The 25,762-nt window shown below is 62.0% G+C and carries 21 protein-coding genes, 1 tRNA gene and 2 pseudogenes; 7 read left to right on the top strand and 17 right to left on the bottom strand.

The window, feature by feature from the left end:
- Window positions 1–117 precede the first annotated feature (117 nt).
- On the top strand, window positions 118–1,419 hold the full coding sequence (locus ACR0R4_RS05070) for an MFS transporter (protein ID WP_433646277.1): 1,302 nt from the start codon (window positions 118–120) through the stop codon (window positions 1,417–1,419).
- A gap of 35 nt (window positions 1,420–1,454) precedes the next feature.
- Here the strand turns inward: ACR0R4_RS05070 and ACR0R4_RS05065 are convergent, their stop codons facing one another.
- Window positions 1,455–1,757: a helix-turn-helix domain-containing protein gene (locus ACR0R4_RS05065; RefSeq protein WP_433646275.1), complete on the bottom strand. Its 303-nt coding sequence runs from the start codon at window positions 1,755–1,757 to the stop codon at window positions 1,455–1,457.
- Window positions 1,758–1,898: 141 nt separating this feature from the next.
- Between ACR0R4_RS05065 and ACR0R4_RS05060 the strand changes: the two genes are divergently transcribed.
- Together ACR0R4_RS05060 and ACR0R4_RS05055 are read left to right on the top strand one after the other, a co-directional pair.
- Complete coding sequence (locus ACR0R4_RS05060; protein ID WP_433646274.1) at window positions 1,899–3,176, top strand: glycosyltransferase; 1,278 nt, start codon at window positions 1,899–1,901, stop codon at window positions 3,174–3,176.
- A gap of 14 nt (window positions 3,177–3,190) precedes the next feature.
- Window positions 3,191–4,489, top strand: coding sequence for a glycosyltransferase (locus ACR0R4_RS05055; protein WP_433646272.1), 1,299 nt, complete (start codon window positions 3,191–3,193; stop codon window positions 4,487–4,489).
- Between the two features lie 91 nt (window positions 4,490–4,580).
- Here the strand turns inward: ACR0R4_RS05055 and ACR0R4_RS05050 are convergent, their stop codons facing one another.
- Both ACR0R4_RS05050 and ACR0R4_RS05045 read right to left on the bottom strand, forming a co-directional pair.
- Window positions 4,581–5,231, bottom strand: a complete 651-nt coding sequence (locus ACR0R4_RS05050; protein WP_433646271.1) for a lipase — start codon at window positions 5,229–5,231, stop codon at window positions 4,581–4,583.
- 120 nt (window positions 5,232–5,351) lie between these two features.
- Complete coding sequence (locus ACR0R4_RS05045) at window positions 5,352–6,788, bottom strand: dipeptidase (RefSeq protein ID WP_433646270.1); 1,437 nt, start codon at window positions 6,786–6,788, stop codon at window positions 5,352–5,354.
- Window positions 6,789–6,999: 211 nt separating this feature from the next.
- Here ACR0R4_RS05045 and ACR0R4_RS05040 point away from each other — a divergent pair.
- A tRNA-Ser gene (locus tag ACR0R4_RS05040) sits at window positions 7,000–7,087 on the top strand.
- A 54-nt stretch (window positions 7,088–7,141) separates the two neighbouring features.
- Here the strand turns inward: ACR0R4_RS05040 and ACR0R4_RS13070 are convergent.
- The 10 genes and pseudogenes from ACR0R4_RS13070 to ACR0R4_RS04985 form a co-directional block, all read right to left on the bottom strand.
- Window positions 7,142–7,540 carry an integrase core domain-containing protein gene (locus ACR0R4_RS13070; RefSeq protein ID WP_504362685.1) on the bottom strand — a complete coding sequence of 133 codons (399 nt, stop codon included), beginning with the start codon at window positions 7,538–7,540 and terminating at the stop codon, window positions 7,142–7,144.
- 81 nt (window positions 7,541–7,621) lie between these two features.
- Window positions 7,622–7,857, bottom strand: a pseudogene (locus ACR0R4_RS05025) (integrase core domain-containing protein); the annotation flags it as partial.
- 47 nt (window positions 7,858–7,904) lie between these two features.
- Window positions 7,905–8,192 carry a DUF6262 family protein gene (locus ACR0R4_RS05020; protein WP_433646269.1) on the bottom strand — a complete coding sequence of 96 codons (288 nt, stop codon included), beginning with the start codon at window positions 8,190–8,192 and terminating at the stop codon, window positions 7,905–7,907.
- A 96-nt stretch (window positions 8,193–8,288) separates the two neighbouring features.
- The gene (locus ACR0R4_RS05015; protein WP_433646268.1) at window positions 8,289–10,145 is read right to left on the bottom strand and encodes a tyrosine-type recombinase/integrase; all 1,857 of its coding nucleotides are present in this window, start codon (window positions 10,143–10,145) and stop codon (window positions 8,289–8,291) included.
- Complete coding sequence (locus tag ACR0R4_RS05010) at window positions 10,108–11,040, bottom strand: tyrosine-type recombinase/integrase (protein ID WP_433646407.1); 933 nt, start codon at window positions 11,038–11,040, stop codon at window positions 10,108–10,110. The genes ACR0R4_RS05015 and ACR0R4_RS05010 overlap by 38 nt, the downstream gene beginning before the upstream one ends.
- A gap of 9 nt (window positions 11,041–11,049) precedes the next feature.
- Window positions 11,050–11,196 (bottom strand): hypothetical protein, encoded by a 147-nt coding sequence (locus ACR0R4_RS05005; RefSeq protein ID WP_433646267.1) that lies wholly within the window; start codon window positions 11,194–11,196, stop codon window positions 11,050–11,052.
- A 100-nt stretch (window positions 11,197–11,296) separates the two neighbouring features.
- Window positions 11,297–12,346: pseudogene (locus ACR0R4_RS05000) on the bottom strand (IS3 family transposase); the annotation flags it as partial.
- A 49-nt stretch (window positions 12,347–12,395) separates the two neighbouring features.
- Entirely contained in the window at window positions 12,396–12,938 is a 543-nt protein-coding gene (locus ACR0R4_RS04995) for a transposase (protein ID WP_433646406.1), read from the bottom strand.
- A 7-nt stretch (window positions 12,939–12,945) separates the two neighbouring features.
- Complete coding sequence (locus ACR0R4_RS04990) at window positions 12,946–13,287, bottom strand: transposase (protein WP_433646266.1); 342 nt, start codon at window positions 13,285–13,287, stop codon at window positions 12,946–12,948.
- Window positions 13,288–13,516: 229 nt separating this feature from the next.
- Window positions 13,517–15,151, bottom strand: a complete 1,635-nt coding sequence (locus ACR0R4_RS04985) for an FAD-dependent oxidoreductase (protein ID WP_433646265.1) — start codon at window positions 15,149–15,151, stop codon at window positions 13,517–13,519.
- Window positions 15,152–15,340: 189 nt separating this feature from the next.
- Between ACR0R4_RS04985 and ACR0R4_RS04980 the strand changes: the two genes are divergently transcribed.
- Window positions 15,341–16,093, top strand: coding sequence for an IclR family transcriptional regulator (locus ACR0R4_RS04980; RefSeq protein WP_433646264.1), 753 nt, complete (start codon window positions 15,341–15,343; stop codon window positions 16,091–16,093).
- A gap of 57 nt (window positions 16,094–16,150) precedes the next feature.
- Here ACR0R4_RS04980 and ACR0R4_RS04975 read toward each other — a convergent pair whose 3' ends face one another.
- Both ACR0R4_RS04975 and ACR0R4_RS04970 read right to left on the bottom strand, forming a co-directional pair.
- Entirely contained in the window at window positions 16,151–16,987 is an 837-nt protein-coding gene (locus ACR0R4_RS04975) for an aldo/keto reductase (protein WP_433646263.1), read from the bottom strand.
- Between the two features lie 44 nt (window positions 16,988–17,031).
- A complete protein-coding gene (locus ACR0R4_RS04970) occupies window positions 17,032–17,811 on the bottom strand; it encodes an SDR family NAD(P)-dependent oxidoreductase (RefSeq protein ID WP_433646262.1) in 780 nt (259 codons plus the stop codon).
- 685 nt (window positions 17,812–18,496) lie between these two features.
- On the opposite strand from ACR0R4_RS04970, the gene ACR0R4_RS04965 reads away from it, so the two are divergent.
- Entirely contained in the window at window positions 18,497–19,702 is a 1,206-nt protein-coding gene (locus tag ACR0R4_RS04965) for an aminotransferase family protein (RefSeq protein ID WP_433646261.1), read from the top strand.
- A 435-nt stretch (window positions 19,703–20,137) separates the two neighbouring features.
- Window positions 20,138–21,286 (top strand): IS256 family transposase, encoded by a 1,149-nt coding sequence (locus ACR0R4_RS04960; RefSeq protein ID WP_433646404.1) that lies wholly within the window; start codon window positions 20,138–20,140, stop codon window positions 21,284–21,286.
- A gap of 379 nt (window positions 21,287–21,665) precedes the next feature.
- Here the strand turns inward: ACR0R4_RS04960 and ACR0R4_RS04955 are convergent, their stop codons facing one another.
- Complete coding sequence (locus tag ACR0R4_RS04955) at window positions 21,666–23,510, bottom strand: hydantoinase B/oxoprolinase family protein (RefSeq protein WP_433646260.1); 1,845 nt, start codon at window positions 23,508–23,510, stop codon at window positions 21,666–21,668.
- Window positions 23,503–25,653 carry a hydantoinase/oxoprolinase family protein gene (locus tag ACR0R4_RS04950; protein WP_433646259.1) on the bottom strand — a complete coding sequence of 717 codons (2,151 nt, stop codon included), beginning with the start codon at window positions 25,651–25,653 and terminating at the stop codon, window positions 23,503–23,505. Before ACR0R4_RS04950 ends, ACR0R4_RS04955 begins: the two co-directional genes overlap by 8 nt.
- Between the last annotated feature and the right edge of the window lie 109 nt (window positions 25,654–25,762).

Genomic DNA, 25,762 nt, shown 5'->3' with positions numbered 1-25,762 from the left:
TTCCACCAGGTTCTCGGATTTCTGGTGGAATTGCGCCTCCTCGGCGATGAGGGCGAGGCAAAGGGCGGTGGCGGCTAGGGTGGAACTCTGACGAGGGCCGGAGGAGGCGCCACCAAGATGACCGATTCCGCGCGGCAGGTGATGCGGCGGTTCGCGCCCATGATCTACGGGCCCACCATCCTCTTCGCCCTCGGTGAGGGCGCGGTGATCCCGCTGATTCCGATCATCGCGGCGAAACTGGGAGCCGACCTGGCGCTCTCGGGACTCGTCGCCTCTGCCCTCGTGATCGGCCAGCTTGTCGGCAATATCCCCGCGGGATACCTCGTCGCCCGCATCGGCGAACGGCTCACCATGGTGGGGGCGGGCACCCTGGCGCTCCTCGGCGTGGCGGGTCTCGCCCTCGCCCCGAGCGTGGGTGTGCTCGCCGCATCGGTCTTCCTCATCGGCATGTGCGCGGCCGCGTTCGGCCTCGCCCGGCACGCCTTCATGACCACCCGCGTGCCGCAGCACTACCGCGCCCGCGCGCTCTCGCTGCTCGGCGGATCCTTCCGCCTGGGCATGTTCATCGGTCCCTTCCTCGGCGCCCTGCTCCTCGGTCTCACCGGCACGGAGGCCTCCGCGTCGTGGCTCTTCGCGGCCTGCCTGGTCGCCTCGGTGCTGCTCGTGGGCCTCGGCCCCGACCCCGAGACCAAGCTGCAGGAGCAGGCAGTGCCCCGGGGCGGCACCCCGCGCGGCGAGCCGCGATCCACCAGCGAAACGGCCGACACCGGTGAGGCGGTGACCGGCGGCATCACCCTGCCCGCGGCTGGCCGGCCCGGCGTGTTTCGCACCATGGCGCAACACCGCGGGGTGCTGTCGCGACTCGGCCTCGCCGCCGCCTCGCTCTCGGCAGTGCGGTCGGCGCGGCAGGTGGTGTTGCCGCTGTGGGGCGTGTCGCTCGCGCTTGACGCGCAGACCATCTCGCTCGTCGTGGGCATCGCGGGCGCCATCGACTTCGCGCTGTTCTACGCGAGCGGGCAGGTGATGGATCGCTTCGGCAGGCTGTGGGCGGCGTTGCCCGCAATGCTCCTCATGGGTACCGGCTTCATCGTGCTCGCGTTCACGCACGACGTGCCGCAGGCGACGATGTGGTTTGCGATGTTCGCCGCGGTGATCGGGGTCGGCAACGGGCTTTCGAGCGGCATTCTCCTCACCCTCGGCGCAGACGTGGCGCCGAAGGGCGACCCGGCCCCGTTCCTCGGCTCGTGGCGCACGCTTACCGACGCGGGTGGGGCGACGGCCCCGGTGATCTTCTCGGGCATCGCCGCAATCTCGACGCTCGGGGTCGCGACCGCAACCATGGGCGTGATTGGTCTCGTCGGCGCGCTCGGCTTCCTACGCTGGGTGCCGCGCTACATCAAGCGGCCGCCCACGAAGTAGCCGGAATTTCGAGCGACAGGGGTGGATCGGGGCGCCTACGCGCGCTCCCCGAGTCTGGCCCTGATGAGATCGCGGGCGGTGAGCTGATGCTCGCGCGTGCCATAGTGATCGGCGGTGAGCCCCGATACGAACACCCCCGGATCGATCTCGAGCGCGGTGGCGATGCGGATCAGCGACTCCACGGTGGGGCTCGACACCCCGCGCTCGATCTTGCCAATCGTCGTCCAGTTGATCGAGGAGAGCTCGCCCAGGTCTTCAAGCGAGATGCCGAGTTCGTGTCGCGCGGCCCGAAGGCGGCGGCCGAGTTCCACGGCGGCGTGGGAGTGAGAGGTGGGCACGGCTCAAGCGTGCTCGCCTCGAACGAAAAAATCTAGTGCGGAGATGCACACAGTACAAAAATATGTGATCCACCTGTGAGTCTTGCCGGGGGAGACCTCGCCGCGTGGGGTTTCGCTCCCATAGACTGGAATCCCGCATGAATGCATCGCGGACGCATCGCTCAGCAGCATCAGCAGAGCAGCGGCGAAGCACTGACCAGCCGAGATTTCCAGCGAGGGGCCCCGTCGACCGTGAGCACTAACGATCGTTCCGACCGTCTGCGCATCGTCATCGGTTGCGACACCTTTGCGCCAGATGTCAACGGAGCCGCCCGCTTCGCCGAGCGTCTCGCCGCTGGCCTCGTCGAGCGCGGCCACGAGGTGCACGTGATTGCCCCAGGGTTCCGGTGGCGCCGATCCACCCCTCGCGTGGAGTCGATCGAGGGCGTGCCCATGATGCTGCACCGCCCGCCCGCCCTGCGCTGGTACCCGCACGATTGGCTGCGCTACGTGCTGCCGTGGCGCGCGCGGCACTATGCCAGGCAGGTGCTCGATCAGGTTCGGCCGAATGTCGTGCACATTCAATCTCACATTGTGATTGGCCGGGCGCTCTCGAAGGAGGCGCAGAGGCGCGGCATCCGCATCGTCGCCACCAACCACGTGATGCCAGAGAATGTGCTTGACTTCACCCTGCTGCCAAAGTGGGCTGAGCGCTCCTTCGTGCGTTGGGCCTGGCGCGACGCCGACCGCGTGCTGAACCGGGCGAGTGCGCTCACCACGCCCACCCGCCGGGCAGCGGCCTTTCTCGAGCAGAACACGAGTCAGCGCGACGTGCTCGCGGTCAGTTGCGGTCTGCGCGCATCCAACTACACGGCAGACCTCAGCCCGCGCGCGCGAAATCGGCTCGTCTTTGTGGGGCGGGTCACCCTCGAAAAAGAGATCGACGTGATCCTACGCGCCCTCGCGCGTCTCGACCCCGACCTGGGGGTGACGCTCACGATTGTCGGCGATGGCGATCAGCGTAAGAGCCTCGAGAAGCTAGTGATTGAGCTCGGGTTGGCCGGCCGTGTGCACTTCACCGGCCGGGTCAGCGACGACGAACTGCGCCGTCACCTCACCGAAGCGAGCATCTTCGTGATCGCGTCGATTGCCGAGCTGCAGTCGATCGCCACGATGGAGGCGATGGCATCGGGCCTGCCAATCCTCGCCGCCGACGCGGTGGCCTTGCCGCACCTCGTGACCGACGGCGAGAACGGGTTCCTCTTCCAGCCCGGCAACGTGGAGGAACTTGCGGCGAAGATCGAACGCGTGCTCGGCTTCAGTGACGAGGAGTACCTGCGTATGCAGCAGGCCTCGCTCGACGCGGTGAAGGTGCACGACCTCGATCGCACGCTCGACACCTTCGAGCGGTTGTATCGCGGCGAAGCCGCAACGGCCTGACCGGGCAGCGCGTCGTGCACATCCTCATCGTCACTGATCAGCGCCCCGACTCGCTCGGCGGTGCGCAGGTCGCCATTCGCGCGCAGCGGCGCGCGCTCGAACACGCTGGGCACCTCGTCACGATCGCCGCGCCTGCCGCGCCAACCACGCCTCGTCGGGGCACCGCCCGGCAGGGGGCCGAGTCGACAGACGCGGGTGCTCCGGTTCGCGAAACCGCGGTGGATCCGGCACGCCCGGCAGCCGACAAGCACCCCGCGGGTTCGATCATTGCGCTCCCCTCGCTCCCCATCACCCGCGACCGCGAGTACGCGATGAGCTGGCCCGGCGCCCGCACCGACCGGGCGCTCGCCGCGGCGCTGCGAGGTCTGCCTCCGGTGGACCTGGTGCACCTCGAGGGTGACTTCTGGGGGGCGCTGATCGGGCTGCGCGCGGCGCGTGGGCTGCGCGTGCCCGTGCTGCACACGCTGCACAACAACGTCGACGAGGGAACCCGTGCGGTGACCCCACTCGCGCCGATCGTGTTTCAGGGGCTGCGCCTGTGGCGCGCGCTGGCCCTGGGCAGGCCGCGTGGGGCAGTGGATCGCGATGCCCGAGGGGCGTGGCGGTACCTGGCTGAACTCGCCGCAGAGGCGACGGTTGTGTCAGCCCCGTCGAAGCACTTCGCCGATCAGCTGATGCGGCGCGGGGTGGCGCGGGAGGTGCTCGTGACCCGCAACGGGGTTGACGACGAGCTCATCGCCGCCGTCCGAGGGGTGCCCCGCGCGGAGCGCAGCCGCCCGAGGCTCGTCTGGTTGGGCCGCATGAGCCACGAGAAGCGGGTGCTGGAGTTTATCGATGCGCTGGCGCTGTCGCGCGTGGATGCCGACGTCACGCTGTACGGCGCCGGGCTGCTGCTGCCGCAGGTTCGGGCGCGCGTGGAATCGCTGGGTCTCTGGGATCGCGTCACGCTCGCGGGCCCCGTGCCGCACGAGGCAGCGCTCGCCGCGATCCGCGATGCGGACGCACTCGTGCAGACCTCGATCGGGTTCGAGACGCAGGGGCTCACCCCGTTTGAGGCGGCGCTCGTGGGCACCCCGACCATCTTCTGTGACCCCGCGATCGCTGCCGATGTCGCGGTCACCCCGTCGTGGCTCGTGGCTGACTCATCGGTGGAGGCTTTGGCCGCGACCCTGGCCGAGTCGGTGACGTCGCTCGCCGCGGCGCCCGGCGAGCTGCGGGTGCCGTTCGCGCAGGCGCGAGAGTTTCTGCAGTCGGCGCAGTCGGAGCGGCTGCTGGAGGTCTACGAGCGGGCCCGCGCGGCGCGCAAGCCGTAACTCCGGTCGGAGTTTTCACTCCGGTCGGATGACTTCGGCCAGATCCGCCCGACGGGAGTCATATCCCCGACGGGAGTGCTCGGGGGAGGGCCTAGAAACGCCAGGCGACGGCCTGGAACCCTGAGGGCGGCGCGGGCACCCAGCTCTCGTTTTTCGACACGAGGCCCGATCCACCTGGGTTATTGGACTCGATGATGCTGAAGGTGCCGTCGCCGTTCACGCCAGTGATCAGCACGGTGTGGACGCCCGAGACCCAAGATGAGGGGAAGGTGAGGTGCTCGTACTGGATGATGTCGCCGGGAAGCGCCGCGCTCACGGGCAGACGGGTCGCACCGTTGTAGTTGGTGACGGGATCGCCGCCGCCGGCCCAGGCGCCGCCGCCGGCGCGGATCCAGCGCTGTGCCGACATGATGCACTCACCTGGCTGCGACCAACCGGTCGCCCGGCTCGTGCCGACCTCGCTTTCGGCGAGTGCGATCGTTGCCTCGACGTCGAAGTTGTGTGGGAGCGCCGCGGGCGGGTTCTCGGTGGCATCGGAGAGTAAGAGGAGGGTGTCGAGCGGTGCGTTCTCGCTTGTGCCCAGATCGGTGTTGAGGCGCTGCGCGTTTGCAGCCGCAGGAGCGGCGGCGGGGGTGAGCGCGAAGCTCTCGGCCTCCGGTGCCGCGTACGAGGGTGCTGCGCCAAGGGCGAATGTCATCGCTGAAATCAGGGTGACGATGAACACTTTGGCGGAAGTCTGCACGCGGTGTACTCCATACATGGCTGGTCAATGGAAATGTCACCCCTTGACGGAGGCGACCCCAACAAGTATGCGTTACCGTTCCGTTATAAACAAATCACGCGCACATGATTCACAGGTTCGTCACCCGCGGCCGAGCCTGCTGAGGAAGAGAGCCTCGCCGAGTGCAATGCGGCGGATCTCCTCTGGGTGCACGCTCTCGTTCGTAGAGTGGATGCGGCTCTCGGGGTCGGGAACCCCAAGCAGCATGATCTCGGCCCCGGGGTTGAGCTTCGACAACGTGGTGGTGAGTGGGATCGATCCGCCCTGGCCGCTCGTGACCGTGGTGACGCCGTCGTAGGCCTCGGTCAGCGCATCGCTCAGCAGGGTAAACGCCGGGCCCGAGGTGTCGGCGCTGAACGGGTAGCCGAGCTCTCCAGCCTGCGTCTCGACGTGCACGCCCCACGGGACGACGGCGTGCAGGTGGGCAACGAGGGCATCCCGGAGCTGTGCCGGATCCTCGCCCGGCGGCACGCGCAGGTTGAGCTTCGCGGCGGCCCGCGACTGGATCGCGGCGACCGCCCCGACCACCGGCGGCGCATCGATGCCCAAAATCGTGATCACCGGGCGGGCCCACAGCTGCGCGGCGATACCGCCCGAGCCGAGAATCTCCGTGCCATCCAGCATGCCGGCATCGGTGCGGAATGCGGCCTCCTCGTAGCAGACCCCGTCCCATTCCTGGTCTGCGGCGATGCCCGGCACGGTCACGTTGCCGTGCTCGTCTCGCAGGGTTGCGAGCATCTGCACGAGGGCGGCGATCGGGTCGGGTGCGGCTCCGCCGAACATGCCCGAGTGCACGGATGCCTCGAGGGCCGATACGGTGACGATGACATCGACCGCGCCGCGCAGGGTGGTGGTGAGGGTGGGCAGGCCGTGAGCGGCGTTGCCGCCGTCTTGAATCAGCATCACGTCGGCCCGACGGAAGAGTTCGGGGTTCGCCTCCGCGTAGCGGTCGAGGCTTGCACGGCCCTGTTCCTCCGAACCCTCCGCCACGACGATCAGGCCGACCGGGTAGGGGGAGTCGCCATCGAGTGTTGCGGGTACGGCGCGAGGGCCCCCCGCGCCGGGTGCTGCTTCGCGCAGCGCCCGCAGCGCGGTGAGGTGTGCCACGAGGTTGCCTTTGCAATCGGCGGATCCACGGCCGTAGAGGCGGCCGCCTCGCTCGGTGAGTGTAAATGGTGGGGTGATCCACTCGGTCTCATTGAGTATCGGCTGCACGTCGTAGTGGCAGTAGAGCAACACCGTGGGAGAGCCCGGCGGGCCGGGGCGGTGGCCGATGACCGCGTAGGTGCCGTCGGGGGTGAGCTCGAGGTCGACCGGCACACCCTCGGCGCGAAACGCGTCGCGCACCCACTCGGCGGCGCGCACGCACTCGGCGGGATCCACCACCCGCTCGTCGGCAATCGAAGGGATCGCGACGATCTCGGCGAGGTCGGCGAGAGTTCGCGGCATCTGAGCCTCGACGCGTGCGCCGAGTTCTGTGCGATCTGCCGAGGCGGGGGTGCTGGAGAGCGAAGTCATGCCCGTATTCTCTCGCAGGGCTGGGTGGGATGGCCAGGCGCGCGGGCAGAAGAATCGCGGCCAGTGTGCCCGCTATATGCACCTGCGAAGCGGCGGGGGATGCCGCAGGTGAAGGTTGCGGGCGGGTCTTGGTGGTGCAACCGTGACAGTGTGCGGCAAGTGCCGCAAAACCGGCTAAGCTGGAACACGCTGATTGCTTGCGGTCAGTGCTGGAGGATTCGCCTAGTGGCCTATGGCGCACGCTTGGAAAGCGTGTTGGGTGCAAGCCCTCAGGGGTTCGAATCCCCTATCCTCCGCCAGTGTGATGAGTCGGGACATGGGTTACACCATGAGTCGCGACATAGGTTACACAGTTATCGTGAGTCGGACCAGCGGCCTGGATCCCGCTGCTGGTTTCGCCAGTAGCTGCGTGCGGGGTCGGTGCGGTTGGTCGCGATGACCTCTCCGGTGTTGAGGTGGACGACGGTGACTTCGTGTTCGTCGATGAGGATGATGACGCGCTTTTTCTGATGTGTGATACCCACTCCGAGGTGGTGCATTTTTCCGGCTCGGCGGAGAGAGATTTTTCCGGCTGGATCGACGTGGTCGTAACGGACTCGGTAGTTCCCGTCACCTGATGTGGTGCGTGCGGGAAGCGCTTTCGGACGTGCTTGGTAGGCGTGACCCGGTGTGGTGCGGTTCAGTGCTCGATGGGGTCGCTGCTCATTGTATTCGCGTTGAAAGCGGTCGAGCTGTGATTGCAGCTCCTGCAACGACTAAGCGGCCGGTTGTTTCGCAAGCCAACGCTTCTGCGTCTGATGGAACCGTGAATCTCCGTAGGTTTGGTGCCGCTTTTATGCGGGGAGCAGCTCTCGGTTGAGAGCCGCGTAGTAGTCATCCTCGAACTCGTCCGGGAGACCATTCCGAGGCTGCCGTGGAGCCGGCGATGGTTGTACCAATCCACCCACCCGGCCGTCGCGTATTCAACGTCAGCGATCGTTTTGTACGGACCTTCGTGGAAGATCGTGGTGCGCACGCACTCGGTCTTGTAGAGCCCGTTGACCGTTTCCATGAGCGCGTTATCGAACGCTTATCCGGCTAATCTGCGCCGGGTTGAGGTTTGGCCGGATAACGTGGTCAATCGCGGGTGAGTCGGCGTAGTTGCGCGTCGTGCTGGCGGACGGTATCGGCGAGTGTCTGGACGGTTTGTCGGAGAGTGGTGAGTTCGTCGGTGATCGCGGTGATGCTGCCGTCGGGAGCCGTTCGTTGCTGGTGCTCGATGATGGTGCGGAGTTCAGTGTTGCGGTAGATCGTGGATCTTGAGATTCCGGCGCGATCGGCAACGGCGGTAACAGTAATGGGGTGTCCATCTCGGGCGAGGTCGATGCAGGCTCGCTCGATCTGGTTCAGTGTGGGGCTGGTCATCCGGTTTGGGCCTCCGTATCGGCGATGAGCGTGTCGAGGCGGGCGATGAGCTTGTGGTGACGTTCGGCCTCGTCGATCCATCCTCGCTGTTCGGCGTCACGGGCGAGCGCGTCGGCGTCGACGCGTTGTGCGGCGAGGATCGGGAGCGAGGAAGGTTCGGACCGGTAAGACGGGCAGTGCTCGCAGATGTTCGCGTAGCTGCATGCGCCTTGCGCGGGCGCGCGGAGGCAGAACCCGCCCGCCATCCGCGACTTCAGTAGCGGTGTGTCTTTCCAGTCGCGGCCGCCGGTGATGACCGTGAGCGGCAGCTGTGTGCGCCCGGCCGAGTCTCCCGCCGTCATGGTGGTGGGGATGTTCTGTTTGGCGAGGTCGAGGACGTTCGTATTCGGTGCGGACGGTGGCATCGAACAGGCGCCCGTAGCGGAGGCTCATCTCGGCGCTTTGGTGGCCGAGGAGTGCCATGAGGGCTTGCAAAGAGACACCGGCGTTGACCAGCGCGGTTGCGTAGGTGTGCCGCAGCTGGTGGGAGGTGACGTGCCCGAGCCCAGCGGTCTCAGTGGCGTGATCAAGCTCGCGGCGGATGCCCTGCTGCGTGAGCCGGCGCCCGAGATAGGTGAACAGGAACTGTGCCGGCCGTCGGTAGCGAGGATGCGGGAGCGGCCTCCCGTGGGAGCGGATCTGGATGACCCGGTCGATCACGTCCAAGATCTCGGGATCAAGGGGAACCATGCGTTCGGTGGCGAGCTTGCCGAGAGGCACTTTCAACCATGCCCCGTTCCCATCGATCTCGTGAACGCAGTCCAGTTCCAGGTCGAGGAGTTCCCCGATCCGCAGCCCGCAGGAGCGTTGCAGCCGCAACCCCAGTGCGGCCAGTTCATTGTCGGGATGCTCGGTCAACGCCTGGGTAAGTCGCCGGTCGGCGTCGATCGGGAGGTAGCGGGGCAGCACCTGCGGCAGCTTGGGGATGTCGTCGCGGAACAGCACCTTCCTCGCTGGCGCGGCATCCCACCCCCACTCGGTAATGTCGCGGAGGAACGTCGCGACCGCGACGACTCGCCGGTTACGGTCGCCGATGCTGATCGGTGCCCCGTCCCTGTCGCTGACCGCGTCGACCAGCGAGGCGAGGAACGGTTCGACGTGCCGTCGCCGATCCAGATCCCTCATCGATGTCAACGTCGGATCGGTGTCGGTGAGGAACTCCCCGAAGTGCTTCAGCCGGGTCGCCATCGCCGAGACCGTTTTGCGTTCGCAGGTCGCGCGTTTGCGTTCCAAGTAGCCAACCAGCTCTGCCCGCAGCGGTGCCGAGACCTGCGCGAGCCGCTCCTCGTAGGGGACGGGGCCGCCGTTGCGGGGTGGGGCGTCGAGGACGCCCAGATGGAACAGCACCATGTGCGCCATGCTGATCGACGACAGGTAGTGGCGATGCGAAATGCCCGTGGTCTGCTCGCGTAACCGGCAGGCGGCAACGAACTCGTCGAGGTCGTCGAGGGTGAGCTCGGTGATTGGTTTGCCGGTCTGGATCAGCAGCCGCGCCGGGACTTGAGACCCGGTCGCGAGGCGCGTGCGAGCGGTGAACCCGAGCTGCTCGGCTTCGTGGAGGAACCGTTCGATCCCTGCCCGGAGCGGGCTGGTCTGGATTTCCCGCCAGAGCGGCGACAGCTTCCGTGACAGCAGATAGTCGTACCCCGGCCGCAAACCGCCGTGGAGCATCAAGAATGTGATTACCGGGCGAGTCGCGCTGTCTGCAGCGAGCCGGTTCGCCAGTGGCGATTTCGCCCAGGCTTGCGGGTCCGGCCAGGTCCGGAAGAATCGGTGCGCCGCCCGCTCATACGAGACATTCCCGCGACCAGTCGCCGTCAAATAGTTCAGATACATGGTCAGCAACTCGCCGCCCCGTAACGGGGCGGCCGAAGCGTCACCGCGGCTGAGCGCGGATGCGTTCACGAGCCGCATCGAACTGGGCCTTCACGTGAGCAGGGGCAAGATGGACATAGCGGGCGGTGGTGTCAACATGCGCGTGACCGAGTAGCGCCTGCATCACCGCGAGATCAACCCCGGCCTCAGCCAGCACCGTCCCGAACGTATGCCGTAATGCGTGCGGGTGCCCGCCGGTCACCCCGGTCAGTCCCCGATGGTAGCGGAACACCGTCCGTAGCCCCGCCGTCGTCAACGGTCCGCCCCGGTTGGGGCCCTTGCCGACGAGAAACAACACGTCTGAGTCCGACTCGGGGCGTTCGGCGAGGAGGTAGATGTCGATCACCGACGCGACGTCCGGGTCCAGCGGGACACGGCGCTGTTTCGCACCTTTGCCGGTAACTGTGACCCACCTGGCGCCGATATCGACATCCTTCACCTGCAGGCCGAGGACCTCCATCGATCGCAGCCCGCACCACAGCATGAGCCCCGCAATCGTCCGATCCCGCCAGGTGCGCAGACTTTCCACAAGAATCTTTGCGTCGGTCGGCGATAACGCCGTCGGGAGGCGCCGCGGCTCCCGCAACCGCAGCGCCGACCGCGGGGCGGGGCGCCTGACCGTGTGAGCCAGCATGCCCGAGCGTTCCCCCGGGCTCCGCCACTTTGCTTCCCGGCCTTTGGGTACTGGGTTACGACGATCAGGATGCCGCAGTCCCACATAAGTGAACAGTCCCGAGATCGCTGCGAGACGCCGGTTGATGGTTGTGGCTGCGTATTTGTCGAGCCGTTGCCCGTCCATGCAGTACACGTTCGGTCCTGGCCTACCCGGCACACTCGCCTCCCGGCACGCTCGCAGGAAATCGAGCAGATCACCGGTCGTGACATCCTCTATTCGAGACTCACGCTCAATGAGCCACCGGCAAAACGCGAGCAGGTCATACCCCTACGATCGCACGGTCAGCGGTGAATAGTTCCGGTCCAGCAAATGTGCAAGGTACGCCCCGACGAGGTCGAACTTGTTCGCGTCTGTGCCGGCGAGCACCCAGTGGGCGTCTCGCTTTTCCAACCGGAGGACTGCTTTGTCGCTCATGCAACACATGGTGCACCCGTGTCCCTTTGATACCGCGCATCTCAGCAAGCTCGGCGTGTCGCAGTAAGGGGTGCGGGGCAGATTAGCCGGTTAAGAGGCAATCGCCGATCGACCCGATCGAGGGGGCGATGCCATCGAGTGCGAGTTTCTCGGTGTAGGCCACGGCGGTGTATTGGGCGGGCATCCGAGTGCGCCCGCAACTGCGCGGGCTCGACCGGGTGGCCCTGCCGGGCCCGCTCCCAAAGTCCCATCCGGAGCGGGATCATCACAAGATCAACATGCTTCGTGGTCTGCGCATGCCAAGCGACGATGCGCTGCGAGTAGACATCGACAATGAACGCGACGTACACCCAGCCCGCCCAGGAACGCACGTAGGTGAAATCCATTACCCAGGTGTGATCAGGCCGGGGCGCGGTGAAGTCACGATTCAACAGGTCGCCCGCACGCACCCCATCTCTTGACGGGATTGTGGTGCGTACGCCCTTGCTGCGACGGATCCCTTCGAGCTCGAGCAGCCGCATCGCCCGATCGACTGCACCCCAAGACGCGGACGCAAGCCGGGTTCTGCGAATATGCGCGGTCATCTTGCGCCGCCCGTACAACCCTTCCGGGGTCATCTTCCTCTTGTTCGTCCCGTCAGCCAGCGTCACCGTGGTCCAGGCGGTGTCACGGACCACGTCGAGCACCATCGCGTCGGTGACCGTGCGAGATGAGATGCGGCCCTGTCGTAAGGATCGGTAGGTGCGTGCAGCAATCTCTACGCCCTGCTCTCGCAGTACGCGAATGACCGACTCGACTGCATGCCCTTGAGTGCGCATCTGATCGATGAATTCCACGATCATCGGTTGCGGGGGTCGAGTTCCCCCGCGAAGAAAGTCGTCGCTGCCTTGAGTACCGCGACATCTTCACGGAGCCGTTTGTTCTCGGCTTTCAACCGTTTGATCTCGGCGTGCTCATTGCTGGTGTGGCCTTCACGTTCGCCGGCATCAATATCGGCCTGCCGCACCCAACGCCGCAGCGTTTCAGCACCGACGCCTTCCTGACGTGCGACCGCGACGATGGCCTACGCACTTGACGGGTACTCGCTGCGATGCTCACGCACGAGCCTGACTGCGCGCTCGCGGGGCGCGGGATCGATCTTCTTTGGCATGATGCCATCCTTTCAACTCGAAAAGATGCGGCACCAAACCTACGGCGATTCAACCTTGTACTCGCCATGATGTGTACCCATGGCCCAAGGGTACGCCGCACACCGCGGTTCGGGCTAGGGCGTGTCTGTTAAATGCTGTAGCCAGGCGATGATGCCGTTGAGGACGACTGCGGCCCGGTACACGATCGCGAGCTTGTCGTATCGGGTCGCGAGTCCTCGCCATTGCTTGAGTCGGCAGTACCCGCGTTCGACCACGTTCCGTCCCCGGTACTTCTCGGCATCGAATTTCGGTGGTCTGCCCACCTTTGCTGCCATGTCTCTTCCGGTTGGCTTGCTGATCACGAGGCTCGGGAATAACCACCTCGATGCGATGCGCACGCAAGTATTCGCGGTTCTTGCGCGAGGAGTCTGCCTTGTCGCACAAGGCCGCCTCAGGCTTGGTGCGACGCCCGACCTGTACTTGCTTCATGAGCGGAATGAACATCGGCGAGTCGCCGTCTTGCCCGGCGGTGCAGATTGTCACGAGCGGGAGTCCACGCCCGTCGACGAGTTGATGCGTCTTCGTCGAGAGCCCACCTCTGGAACGGCCAATCGCGTGATCAGGCGGCTCGATCAGCAGATTCTTGTAATTCGATGAATCCCTTTTTTAGGCGCGTGATGTTCGTGGCATGCTGATGCGCACGCGCGATGGTCGAATCCACCGACACCGACCAATCAATCAGGCCAGCCTTGTCCGCGTACTCGTGTAGGCGTGTTTGCACCAGATCCCAGGTGCCGTCGTCAGCCATTCGCTTGTGCCACTGCCACACTGTCTGCCAAGGACCGAACGCCTCGGGGAGATCACGCCAGGCAATCCCGCACCGATACCGGTAGATGATGCCCTCGACCATCAAGCGCGCATCAGCGAACGGGTGCCCCTTTTTTCCGGTCGGACCGGGCATCACATCCGATATGAGTGCCCATTGATCATCTGAGAGAAGCTGATACCGTGACATACCTCCACGATTCCAGCAACCTTAAGCTTTATTAAACAGACACGTCCTAGCCGCGACTGTATCGATCGAGCATCCGCGTCACGATCTCGACGATCGCCTCGTCGCGGTCGCTACTTCTGCGCAAGCTAAGACCGTTCGGTTGTGGCATACGCAGGATCCGACCGCAGCTTTGGCTTTACCGCGACAATTGGGCTTCTTGCGCGAGTTCCTTCCCTACCAGATAGCCCAGGGTGATGATCGGGCCAAGGGTTGCTCCGGCTCCGGGATATCCCGATGCATATGCGCTCTGTGTCGCGTTGCCGAGTGCGTAGAGGCCTTCGATCCACTCCCCATCGACATCTTTCACGCGGCCGTGACCGTCGGTCGCGATGCCGCCATTTGTACCGAATGCACCATTTACCACTGGCAAAGCGTAGAAGGGCCCAACGGCCAAAGGCGCGAGTGATGAGTTCGGCCAGGGGTTGTTGTGATCCCCCCAATACTGGTCATACGCACTCTCCCCGCGGGAGAAGTCAGAATCGACCCCAGCGATCGCAAACTCGTTGAAGCGCTCGACCGTGTCTTCAAGATTGGCGGGCGGCATGCCGAGCTTGATGGCAAGGTTACGGAGGTTCGACGCTTCGGTGAGATAGTCAGGTGTGGGCTCACCAAAGCGGTGGGAGAACAAACCATAGAGCTCAAGGTAGCGAGAGTCCACAATCACGTAGGCGGGAGTGTTGAGTGACGCATTGTTCGCCGGATCCCAGGAGTGCAATGCACGTGCGAGGTCATTGTAGTTTTGAGATTCGTTCGCGAAACGCTGGCCGTGGGAGTTCACCATTATCGAGCCGGGGCCTTGCCTTTCGAAACGCAGGAGGGTCCCAATGGCTGCCCCGTCCCGAGTGTCACCCGTTATCGACATTGGCGCCCACCAAGCTTCTCGGGTTCCCCGTGTCATTGCTCCGATGCGCTGCGCCATGCGGAGCCCATCACCTGTGTTCGTCGGAGGGGAGCAGACGGCGTGGAGGCGCGATGCGAGAAGTGAGTCAGTGAGCTCGTGATCCCATTCGAAGCCGCCAGAAGCAATGACGACTCCGTGACGAGCTGTCAGCGATGTGCCATCGGTCAGAATGACACCCGTCACGCGGCCAGTGTTCCCGACAGCCAGTGACTCAGCGGCTGCGTCGAGCGCCACAGTCACCCCGTTTTGAACGCACGAAGCGAGGAGGCCTCCGATGAGTGCCAACCCCTTCGCGGTGATGCCACGCGCGGCCCGCTCATTGAGTTCGTCCCACGGGAATTGGGTGAAGGCACCCCAACGCTCGTACTCTTGCATGGTGAAGGGGGCGCGACCATCCGTGCGGATCATGTCCACCAATGGGCCGAGATTGGTCGAGTCCCAGAGTTTTGGCTCGAGCGTGCGCCCGCCGAACGCAGCGCCGGGGAGATCTTGTCGGTAATCCGGAAAATCGTCGAGAACCGCGAAGTCAAGGCCGCATTCGTCTTCGAAGTAGGTGAGCGCCACCGCGCCCTCTTCGACGACCGTCTGCATGAGCTCAGAGTTCCCCCGACCGCGTGCGACGGCGCGAACATACTCTTCTGCTCGCGTACTCGAATCTGCGAGTTCGGTTGCGCCGAGTTGCCGTGAGTTCGGTACCCACACCATTCCACCCGAGACTGCGGAAGTTCCACCGATGAGTTCACCCTTTTCTACGACGAGCACGGAAAGCCCGTGCTGTGCGGCGACGGCAGCGCTTGAGAGTCCTGACGCTCCTGAGCCGATAACGATGACGTCGAATATAAAACCGGGTTCTCCAACTACTACTCGCATGCGAACCTCCTCGTTGAGCTATGAGATATTTGAGCTTTGCATTTCAAGATGGAGCCCGGCAAATGGGTTTCCATTCATCGGGAGCGAGGTGGTGAATTGAAAGCAGCGTGGGGAGCGAATAGATTAGAAAGACTCAGCAACGTTCGTGATGTGAAGCTTTTCTGCACGTGAGTCTGGAGGGAGTCGGCATTGGCGAATTCCTCCTCTGGCGAATCGGTCATCGAGCGTTTTCTTCGAGTGCTTGAGGCGTTCGATTTCGGACATCGAACGCTCAATCTTTCGCAGATTGCTGTTCGTGCAAGCCTTCCGTTATCTACCGCTCACCGGCTTACAGCGGAGATGGTCAAGGTGGGCGCGCTCAATCGGTCTGCGACAGGAGCCTACGAAGTCGGCGCGCGCATGTGGGAGCTGAGTAGTCGGAGTTCTGAGATTCAGAGGCTACGTGAGGCGGCTCTTCCCGCGATGCTCGATGTGCAGCGAGTCGTTCGGCAGCACACCAATCTGGCTATTCGTGAGGACGATCAAGTGTTGTATCTTGAGAGACTCAGTGCACCTTCTGCAACCCCGAGTATTGCCATGACTGCAAGTCGGCTACCTTTGGGCCTAACCTCGAGTGGGTTAGTGCTCCTTGCCTTCGGCTCTCGTGCGGACGCAGACGCTTATCTCTCGCAAGAGCGAGGCTCGGGTACCCCGGGATCACGACTGGTGGCTGAGGTCCTTGTTGAACGAGTGCGTGACGTTCGTCGGGATGGGTATTGCATCACAGATGGCTACCGAGTTTCTAGCTCCATCGGCGTAGCAGTGCCCGTCTTATACAACGGCGGGAGAGCCCTTGCCGCGCTCAATGTGATCGTTCCGAGTGCGGCGGGTCACCCGCAGAACATCGTCCCGACACTGCTGCAAGCCGCTCAACGCATCAGCGAGGCGCTCGGTTCGCAGTGAATAGCACGGTGAGGTTCGGTCTCAATGGGACGCCTGTTGCGAAGCATCAACTGTCAGCTATGTTGCGGGCACGGCTCCCGAGTTGAATCTGCGGGGATCGTTGCCTTGCCTGCCGCTTCCGTCCGGACGGTTCATTCCGTCGATAGCCGCCATCTCCGCAGGCGTGAGATGAAAATCAAAGACTTTGAGATTATCGCGCATGCGGCTGGGTTGCGATGACTTTGGGCACAGCGTAAAGCCGTGTTGGATATGCCACCTGACGACAATTTGCGCAGGGGACTTTCCGTGCACCTTGGACGCCGCCTCGACGGTGGGGGAGTTCAACAGGGGATACTTTCCCTGCCCCAGCGGCCCCCAGGATTCAATCTGCGTCCCGTGCCGAGCCGCCCACTTCTGCACATCAAGCTGTTGGTGTGCGGGATGCAGCTCGATTTGATTCACTGCCGGGACGACACCCGTATCACTGACGATGCGGTCAAGATGCTCCGGAAGGTGGTTTGACACACCAATCGATCTTGTGAGTCCAGCTGCTTGAAGCTCGATCAACTTTTCCCACGCGTGTGAGTACGTGTCTTGTGCCGGTGTCGGCCAGTGCACGAGGAACAGGTCGACGTACTCCAGACCGAGGGCGTCGAGGCTTCGCAGGAGGGACTCCCGAGGCCTCTCTCCAACTTGTTGATCGTTCCAAAGCTTCGTAGTGACAAAACACTCGTCCCGGGGGACGCCGCTGCGACGAATACCATCACCGACGCCCTGTTCGTTCTTGTAGACAGATGCGGTATCAAAGTGACGATAACCAATTTCGATCGCCTCTGAGACGACGCGAGAGGTCTCTTCAGGTTCGATGAGCCAGACCCCAAACCCCAATTGCGGCACGCTGTAGCCTGAGTTCAACGCTCGAACGGGTGAAAAGACACTCTCCTCGGGAAGGTGCGAGGTCACGTCAACGCCACCCCGCCATTGACATCAAGCGTCGCCCCGGTAATGTACTTCGCGCGGTCTGAGGAAAGATACTCGAGTGCATCGACGATGTCCTGCGGTTCGCCGGGCATGTTGAGTGGAATGTTCGCATTCTCTTCTGCCATGATTTCGTCGTACGTGATGCCACGCTCTTGTGCGTATTTGATCATCACGGACTGCAACATGCGAGTGTTGATGTTTCCAGGCGCGACCGCGTTTACACGGATGCCATCGGCTGCGAGCTCGAGTGCCAGGCTCTGCGTAAAGAAGATGACCCCCACTTTTGAGGTGCAATACGCAGAATACAAACCATGAGCCTTGCGTCCCCACCACGACGCGATGTTCACGATCGCTGCGCCTGAGTGCTTTGGCATGAGCGGAACGAACGCGCGGCACATGAAGAACAACCCGCGAAGGTTGACATTATGAACCCGATCCCACTCTTCAGTTGTCATGTCTACAACAGCGGTACCACTTTGCTCGGTGCCTGCGATGTTGAGGAGTACATCAACTCGATCGGCCCAGGTGCGAGCCGCCTCCGCAGCTGCCGCGACAGAGTCTTCGTTCGAGATATCGAGGGCGAGAGTTAACACCTCAAGGGCGGGGAAATCGCCGCGGAGGCTGTTCGCTACCTCTTCGAGTGCGGCAAGGTTCATGTCCGCGAGTATGAGCTTTTCGTTGGCTACAGCAAACGTTCGAGCCGCAGTTTGGCCCATTCCTCCGGCCGCACCAGTAATGAATATAACCCGATTGGACATGGATCTCCCTGCATAAGAACAGTGAACGACGGTAGTTACAACTGTTCTATCGTATATGGTTGTTATTGTAGAACATCATTCTTTATATCACACAGGATGCGCCGCAGGCGATTGGCATTGAACGCCAATTTTCCAGGTAAGCTCACACTTCAATCAAGAACGAAGACCTTCTTGTCACGAGCATGCTGTAGGACATTTCATTCGAGAACACGCTCTTGAGGGGATCCCCGCTGTCGCGCGCGCGTGAAGACTTCGGGCGCATCGAGCGAACTTGTGCGCAAATGAAGTCAGATATGCGGGCGTGGTTGGCAGTATTTGTGCATTTTCAGTGGGTATTCGTGCGTATGTTGAAAAACCTACGGGCGGGAGCGAGTGAAAAGCGACCGGGAGCAGCGACGTTCTTCGTGCCCGAAAAAAAGACGAGAAGATACGGAATTAAATTGTTGTACAATATTAATATCGGGTAGTAAGCTGAAGTTGCTATTGGATGTCAGAGCGAATGGCGTCAACCTAATGGTTCTGCAGAAAGTACCCTCTTGCGGAACAGTGTCCGATTGTGAGCTTGTGCTGAGCTCGGGGTTAAGAATGTTGAACGAAGGGGTGTCCGTTGGTCCTTGCATCTATGCTGTCTTCTCAAGAAGCCGTTTCGTATGAGGACACCGCACATTGGCGATCGCAAGCGCAAATGCCGACTGTGATCGAGAACTCAGTCACCATTGTTCGCGGAGATGGGGTCTACCTATTTGACTCGCAGGGGAAACGGTATCTCGATGGAACGGCAGCACTCTTCCTTGCAAATGTTGGCCATACGCAACCGAAGCTCATCGAGGCCGCACATCGCCAGATGAAGAAGCTTGAGTTCTACCACAACCACGGAAACTTTGTGGGTGAACCAGCAGAGCGGCTAGCCTCACGGATTCGTGACCTCGGCCCAATTCACGACAGCAAGGTCTTTTTCACCAGTGGGGGCTCAGACTCGGTCGATACGGCCTGCAAATTGGCTCGGTTGCACTGGCAATCTGAGGGTTTGACGTCAAAGAAGTACATCCTTTACCGCGACCGCGCCTACCATGGCCTCCACGGTTTTGGTACCAGCGTCGCTGGGATTCACGTCAACCGCGAAGGCCTGGGTGTTGATTCCCTTGTGCCGGAGACGCTTCAGATCCCTTGGAACGATATCGCTGAAGTTGGGCGACTTATTCTTGAACTGGGGCCAGAGAACATCGCTGCCGTCATCACAGAGCCAGTAATTGGTTCCGGGGGGGTCCTGGGGCCACCCGCAGGGTATTTTGAGGGCTTGAACTCACTTGCGCGGAAGCACCAGTTCCTCATCATCGTAGATGAGGTGATTACCGGGTTCGGTCGTACCGGGGACTACTGGGGATCTGAACGATACGGCATTGAAGCAGACATGATTGTCATGGCGAAGGGAATGACGTCTGGCTACTTTCCACTGGGTGGCGTCCAGGTGCACCCTCGGGTTTGGAACCGATACTTCGCGGACGAGAACTCGCCAGTATTCCGACACGGACTGACCTATGCGGGCCACAACACTGGCTGCGCTGTGGCAGAAGCAAACCTAGACTTAATCGAGGAACTCGAGCTTGTAGAGAATGTGCGTAAGATGGGGGCTGTGCTCGACGATTCACTGCGTTCGTTGCTGGGCTTGCCTGGCGTTGTTGAAACGAGAACTGGTCACGGGCTACTCGCGGGAATTCAGTTCGAATCTGATGTCGACTTGACTTCAGTAGTGGTGTCCGCTCGAGAAAACGGAGTACTGATCCGCGAGCTGTCGAACAAGGTCATCGCGCTGTCCCCTCCGTTCACCATTGAGAGCCGCCACGTCGATGAGATGGTGGAGGCCATTCGGTACGGGGTTTCGCGACTCTGAGGTTCGTTTACTCGAAGTCGCTCTGAAATCCGAGAGCGGAAATACAAAGCCGCTGAGTCGCATAAGACTCAGCGGCTTTGTACTTTTCTCTTATCGTTTGTTCCGGATAGGGTCACGTCCCGGGTAGTGGTGTAAATCTCGGCTGGTGAGCGTCGCGTCGTTGACGTAGCGAGCCATCGTGCGATGGTCAGCGAGCACCGATCACAGTCACTCACAGAAAGACACAAACACACGATGGCTCTAGACCAGTCTGCCCTGCTCAACCTGCTTGCGGAGTTGAAACTCACCGATGTTGTTTAGCAGTCGCTTCCGGTAGCGTGCGTGGGTCGATCCGGTGTGGAATCTCGCTACATCGTGGACACTGGATCTCACCACTTCGTGGACGCCCGATCTCATAACTTCGAATAGCTCCGCTAAACAGATGTCACCGACCGGATCCGGTTCGCGACCGAGACGCTCTACCATGAGCTGATCGATGCCGAGGCGACCGCCTTCATCGGCGCCGCCCCGTTTGAGCGTACCTGCGACCGCACAGCGCACCGCAATGGCACCCGCCCCAGATTGTTGACGACCACGGCCGGCGACCTCAACTTGAAGATCCCCAAGCTTCGGGCTGGGTCGTTCTTCCCTGCCCTGCTGGAGCGACGCCGCCGCGTCGATCAGGCCCTCTTCGCCGTGGTGATGGAGGCCTACCTCCACGGCGTCTCGACCAGGAAGGTCGACGACCTGGTCAAAGCGCTCGGCTCTGACACCGGGACCTCCAAGTCAGAAGTATCGAGGATCTGCGCTGATCTCGATACTGAGGTCGGTGCGTTCCGCGACCGCGATCTGGCCGCGATGGACTTCCCCTACGTCTTCCTCGATGCCACCTACTGCAAGGCGCGCGTGAACCACCGAGTGGTCTCTCAAGCGGTCGTCATCGCCGTCGGAGTCGCCGCCGATGGACGTCGGGAAGTCCTCGGCTTCGACGTCGGTGACAGCGAGAACGAGGGCTTTTGGACCGGGTTCCTCCGCTCGCTGAAGGCCCGTGGGCTGGGTGGGGTGAAGCTGGTCATCACCGATGCCCACACCGGGCTGAAGAAGGCCATCGACACCGTGCTCCAGGGGGCGGGCTGGCAGCGATGCCGAGTGTATTTCATGCGCAACGTCCTGGCAGTCGTCCCTAAGGGCAGCCAGGACATGGTCGCCTCGATCATCCGCACGATCTTCGCCCAACCCGACGCCGAGCACGTCCAGGCCCAGTTCGCCGAGGTCACCCGCATGCTCGGGCGCTCCCACCCGAAGGTCGCCGCGATGCTCGACGATGCCCGAGACGACCTCCTGGCCTTCGCCGGGCTCCCGCAGCGGCACTGGCGCCAGATCTGGTCCACGAACCCGCTGGAGCGGGTCAACAAGGAGATCAAACGCCGCACCGACGTCGTCGGCGTCTTCCCGAACCCGGCCGCCCTGCTGCGACTTGCCGGGGCCGTCCTGGTCGAGCAGCACGACGAGTGGGAAGCGGGCGAGCGCCGCTACTTCTCTGAAGCCTCGATGCTCCAACTACAGGCCATGACCGCCCCGTCATCGAGTCGATCGAGGAGGTGACTCCCATCCCCGAGCTCCTTGCGGCATAATCAAAACAGCTGACCGCACGGTGTCGAGAAACTCCACCACTCAGCGGGACGTGACCCCGGATAGTGCTTCATGAACAGTCGTGAGCTGCATTCCTCGCTACCGCCAGCAGTATTGCGCTGCCTGCTTGCCTGCCTGCCTGGACTGACGTACCCTTCTCAGCCTGGTGATCTCCTGACGCGAGAGCGTCTCTGAGAACTCAGGGCGGCTGTATCGGCGCACTCACCGAACATGCACCTACGTGTGGGGTACCGCAGGTGCTTCCCGTACACCTACGTGGGCACAGACCGAGGGCCTGGATTCGGATGAAGCCGAATCCAGGCCCTCGAAGGGTATCCGCTAGTGAGTCGACTTAGGGGACGAGAGGCTGGTTGGTTACCTGGCTCTCCTGCTCCCAACTCTCTCGAAGCTTCTCGGTTGCCGAAATGTCGAGTTCGAGTGAGCCATCTTCGAGAGTGCCGATGAGGGCGACACCGTAGACATTCTTCGAACGCTCGAGAGTCTCGTACCCGGCGATGACATCGGCGAGGACGTGCTTGGGATCCCGCTCAATCGGATTTCCGTAGCCACCACCCCCATTGTCGATCGAACGCACGAGATGCCCTGCCGGAATTGAAGTGAGAGAAAGGCCGGGGAGGACCTCCTCAACGCCCTCCGGTGAGATCGTGAACATAGCGGCGTTTCCCCCCGATTGCCCGCCGTTGACCCCGGCAGGCGGATGGACAATTCCGTCTGCGGAGACAGCAAGCTCCATTTCAGAAAAACGCGGCCCGAAGACGATCTCTTGTCCGGGCGCTCCACGGTGCTTTCCAGCCCCACCGGTGCCTGGAACAACGCGCAATGACTGCACCGCCACCGGGTACTTGCTCTCGACGACCTCCACACTGTCTCGGAGAAGCATTCCGTTGACACCGCCGCCGCCGTAGTTGATCCAGCCATCGACGTTCGCGGTTGCCGGGCCTCCTCCGAATGCGGAAAAGAGCTGGTTGACGTAGAAACGGTCACCGAACCGGGGATCATTTCCAGAGATAACGCCCCACGCAGCGGTCATACCTGACGCGCCGGCACCCGATCCGAGCCCATAGGCGACCTCGGCGAACGCACACTGAATGGCTCCGATCAGGCGGTACAGCAGGTTTGTTGTCGCAAGAGACGCGCTATGAGGGAACGCAACCTTTCCGACAGCAGCACCTTCTCTCATCTTCACCTCAATCCGGCGGAAGGTTCCGCCGGTGATGGGGACCCGTTGCGGCATCGCGGTCATGACGGCGATGAGAGAGCCCGCGAGGGTGGTTGCCTCAGACAGGTTGAGTCCGTTTGGCATGCAATCATCATTGTCAGTCAGGTCGATGATGATTTTGGCATCCACCGGGTCAATTTCGACCCCGGCATGAATGCGGAACCCGTCGGGCATGAGATCTTCAGCTGGGTCATGCCGCACTTCATAGGTCGCCTTCCCAGCCGGGAGCTCACGAATTGCGGCGGCCATCATCTGGTCACCGTAATCTGCCATCCACTTAAGGTGTCGGAGAATCGTCTGGGCACCAAAGCGATCGCAGGCTTCGCGAAGTCGCTGTTCGCCGAGTCGGATTGCCCCGATCATCGCGCGATAGTCAGCGTTCCACTGATCTGCCGCGCGGATCCGCTTCCGGCACATTCGAACAATATCGTCGATATCTTCGTAGTCCCGCTGAATCTGAGTCGCCGTGAAGATGAGCGCGCCCTCGTTGTACACGTCTTTCGCATCGAACATGTACGTCGTCGGCTGACTGTTGCCAATGTCAGCTTGGTGTGCGAGGAGGGTGAGCGTGAAGCTGTGCACATCATCAATGACAACCGGCACCATCAGTGTGAAGTCGGCAGGATGGGTGCAACCTTCGTATGGATCGTTGTGAAGGTATGCATCTCCGTTTCGAAGCGTTGGATGGTGCGTACGGAGCGAATCTGCGAGCAGATGGGACCCGAGCATATGAATCGGAAGCGAGTTTGCCAGCGAGATGAGCGTTCCATCCGCGGTCATGAGCGCACCCGACATATCGCGCGCTACTGCGATCAGTGCAGAACGCGCAGACCGCATGAGAGCATCATTCATCTCGCGGTTGATCGCGTTCAAACGGTTTGAAATAACCGCTGCAAGGATCGGGTCGATTGCTTCTTCTTCATCTGCGAGTACCGATGAGGCCTGTGTCTCAGACATGAGTTGCGTTTCCTTTCGCTGCATCAACTTCGATGGCGTTGTCGCGTTCAGTGAGGGTGATCACAAAGTCACCGTGTGGGGTGACTTCGGCGATGCTGTCGGGGTACACGACAAGCGTGCTGGTTGGGCTGACCACCGTTGCAGGGCCAGCGATTGTTGCGAGTGGGGGGAGATCATCCATCGCGTAGATCGGGGTTGCCATCTCGACCGCATCAAAGTAGCCGGGTCGGGTATCGAGCGGAGCCGGGAGAGCGTGCTCAGAGGAGGACTCCTCGATAGTTGTAGAACGATCAAAGATTCCGCGTGTGATGCCAATCCAGTTGATGAATTCAACTGGGCTGTCCTCGTCGACGAAGGTGTACTGCCTACGGTGCTCTTCGTGAAACGCATCAACCAGCTGGGCGATGTGTTCCTGCCGGAGTTCTGGCTCGTGGATGGGCAGTTTGAATTCAACTTCCCACACCTGACCGGCGTAGCGGCCTTCGGCGCGGAACTCGCGCTCCCAGACTGCGTTGTGCTCACCACTGGCCTTGATCGCAAACTCGTTCAGGCGAGCATCAATAACACCGAGGGTGGTGTTGACTGCCTCGAGATCGAAATGGCCGGAGTTGGTGATTCGTGACTGCTCGCTTCGGAACTTCATATCCGAGTACTGCATTCCGACCGCGCTGAGCACGCCGGCGTGACGGGGAACAATGACCTTCTTAACGCCAAGCTCGCGAGCGATAGGAACAATGTTGATGCCTGCCGCACCACCACCTGCCACAAGAACGCTACTTCTCGGGTCGATCCCCACTCGAACAGTAAGTCCGTGAATCGCGTCAATCATGGACTCACTTGCGAGCCGGAGAATTCCCTCCGCAGTCTCATAGAGCGAGGTCCCAAGCTTCTCGCCGAGTGTAGCGATTGCCACTCGCGCAGGCTCGACCGTGAGGCTCATCTTGCCGCCGAAAAAGAAGTCCGGTTGCAAGTATCCGAGCACTGCGGCCGCATCGGTCACCGTGGGCTCAGTACCACCATTGCCATAGCAGATTGGTCCGGGTTCTGAACCGGCACTGCGTGGCCCAACAGTGAGGAGCCCGCCTTCGTCGACACTTGCGATCGATCCGCCCCCCGAACCGATGCTCTTGATGTTCACGGTGGACATAGCGATCAGGTCGCCGATGCCCTCTTCGCCCATCCATGTAATGCGTGATTGAGCAATTTCACCGTCTTGGATCATGCCGACATCGAACGTCGTTCCGCCGGTATCGACAACGACAACGTCTCCGTGGAAGTTGTCGAGTTCTGCATAGCGCTGAGCTGCTACCGGAGCCATAGCGGGCCCGGACTTCATCAGGTACACAGGATGGGTGATGGCGTGATCAATGGGTACGACGCCCCCGGCAGAAGTGCACAGGAGGATAGGACCTGAGTATCCGGCCTTCCTAACCTCCGACTCCACTGCCCCGAGGCTTTCTTCGACGAGGGGCTTCAGAGAAGCATCAAGGGCCGTGACTGAAGCTCGCCGATACTCGCGGATGACGGGGAGGAGTCGATGTGAGAGCGTATAAGGGACGCCCGGGAGCTCCTCTTCGATGAGCTCGCCGATGCGCTCCTCGTGGAGGGAGTTCGCGGGTGACCACAGCAGGGCGACAGCGATTGCTTCAAAGCTCTCAGCCTTGATCTTCTGAAGTGTCGACCGGACCGCGTCTTCGTCGAGTGCGCGGACTACCCCTCCTTCAGAGTCGATACGTTCGGCCACTTCGTAGGTGTGTTGTCGAGGAATATAAGGCTCGGGGTAGGGAATGTTGAACTCGAGGATCTGCTCCTCTGGCCTTCCGCCTTCGCGAAAGAGCAAAGTGTTTGCAAACCCTTCGGTGATCAGCAACGCGGTTTTGGCAGTCTTGCCCTGCACGTAAGCGTTCACGGTGTGAGTTGTTCCATACACCAGACGGTTAGCATTCTGGAACAGTTCTCCAAGACTGAGATTCATCAGCTCGGCGGCATTTGCTACGGCTCCGAAGAATCCGTCGACAAGTCCGCCGTAAGTGGTTGGAGCTTTACCGACTGCCGCGATCGCTCCATTGACAGTCACCACTGCATCAGTAAACGTACCTCCGGTGTCCACCGATATGCATACACTGTCTTCCTTGACGTTCATATGCGAACAGTCTCCGTCCTATGAATTTGGTATCTGCGCGCTAAATTCCGCGAGACATGATGTGAATAGTTGCGTCTCCGATGGTAACCCGTTGCGGATTGTTCAACAA

This window comes from Leucobacter fengyongliangi (assembly GCF_050971685.1).
Lineage (GTDB): Bacteria > Actinomycetota > Actinomycetes > Actinomycetales > Microbacteriaceae > Leucobacter.
Note: the sequence above shows the minus strand (reverse complement) of the source record. Positions and strands in the feature narration are given on the sequence as shown.

Bases quoted from the DNA above. Each gene is read 5' to 3' on its own strand.
- ACR0R4_RS04955 (WP_433646260.1), bottom strand. From the start codon at position 23,510: ATGTCTGAGACACAGGCCTCATCGGTACTCGCAGATGAAGAAGAAGCA.
- ACR0R4_RS05045 (WP_433646270.1), bottom strand. From the start codon at position 6,788: ATGACTTCGCTCTCCAGCACCCCCGCCTCGGCAGATCGCACAGAACTC.
- ACR0R4_RS05070 (WP_433646277.1), top strand. From the start codon at position 118: ATGACCGATTCCGCGCGGCAGGTGATGCGGCGGTTCGCGCCCATGATC.
- ACR0R4_RS04970 (WP_433646262.1), bottom strand. From the start codon at position 17,811: ATGTCCAATCGGGTTATATTCATTACTGGTGCGGCCGGAGGAATGGGC.
- ACR0R4_RS04985 (WP_433646265.1), bottom strand. From the start codon at position 15,151: ATGCGAGTAGTAGTTGGAGAACCCGGTTTTATATTCGACGTCATCGTT.
- ACR0R4_RS05020 (WP_433646269.1), bottom strand. From the start codon at position 8,192: ATGACCAGCCCCACACTGAACCAGATCGAGCGAGCCTGCATCGACCTC.
- ACR0R4_RS05005 (WP_433646267.1), bottom strand. From the start codon at position 11,196: ATGAGCGACAAAGCAGTCCTCCGGTTGGAAAAGCGAGACGCCCACTGG.
- ACR0R4_RS04965 (WP_433646261.1), top strand. From the start codon at position 18,497: ATGCCGACTGTGATCGAGAACTCAGTCACCATTGTTCGCGGAGATGGG.
- ACR0R4_RS05015 (WP_433646268.1), bottom strand. From the start codon at position 10,145: ATGCGGCTCGTGAACGCATCCGCGCTCAGCCGCGGTGACGCTTCGGCC.
- ACR0R4_RS05060 (WP_433646274.1), top strand. From the start codon at position 1,899: ATGCATCGCGGACGCATCGCTCAGCAGCATCAGCAGAGCAGCGGCGAA.
- ACR0R4_RS04990 (WP_433646266.1), bottom strand. From the start codon at position 13,287: ATGCCCGGTCCGACCGGAAAAAAGGGGCACCCGTTCGCTGATGCGCGC.
- ACR0R4_RS04950 (WP_433646259.1), bottom strand. From the start codon at position 25,653: ATGAACGTCAAGGAAGACAGTGTATGCATATCGGTGGACACCGGAGGT.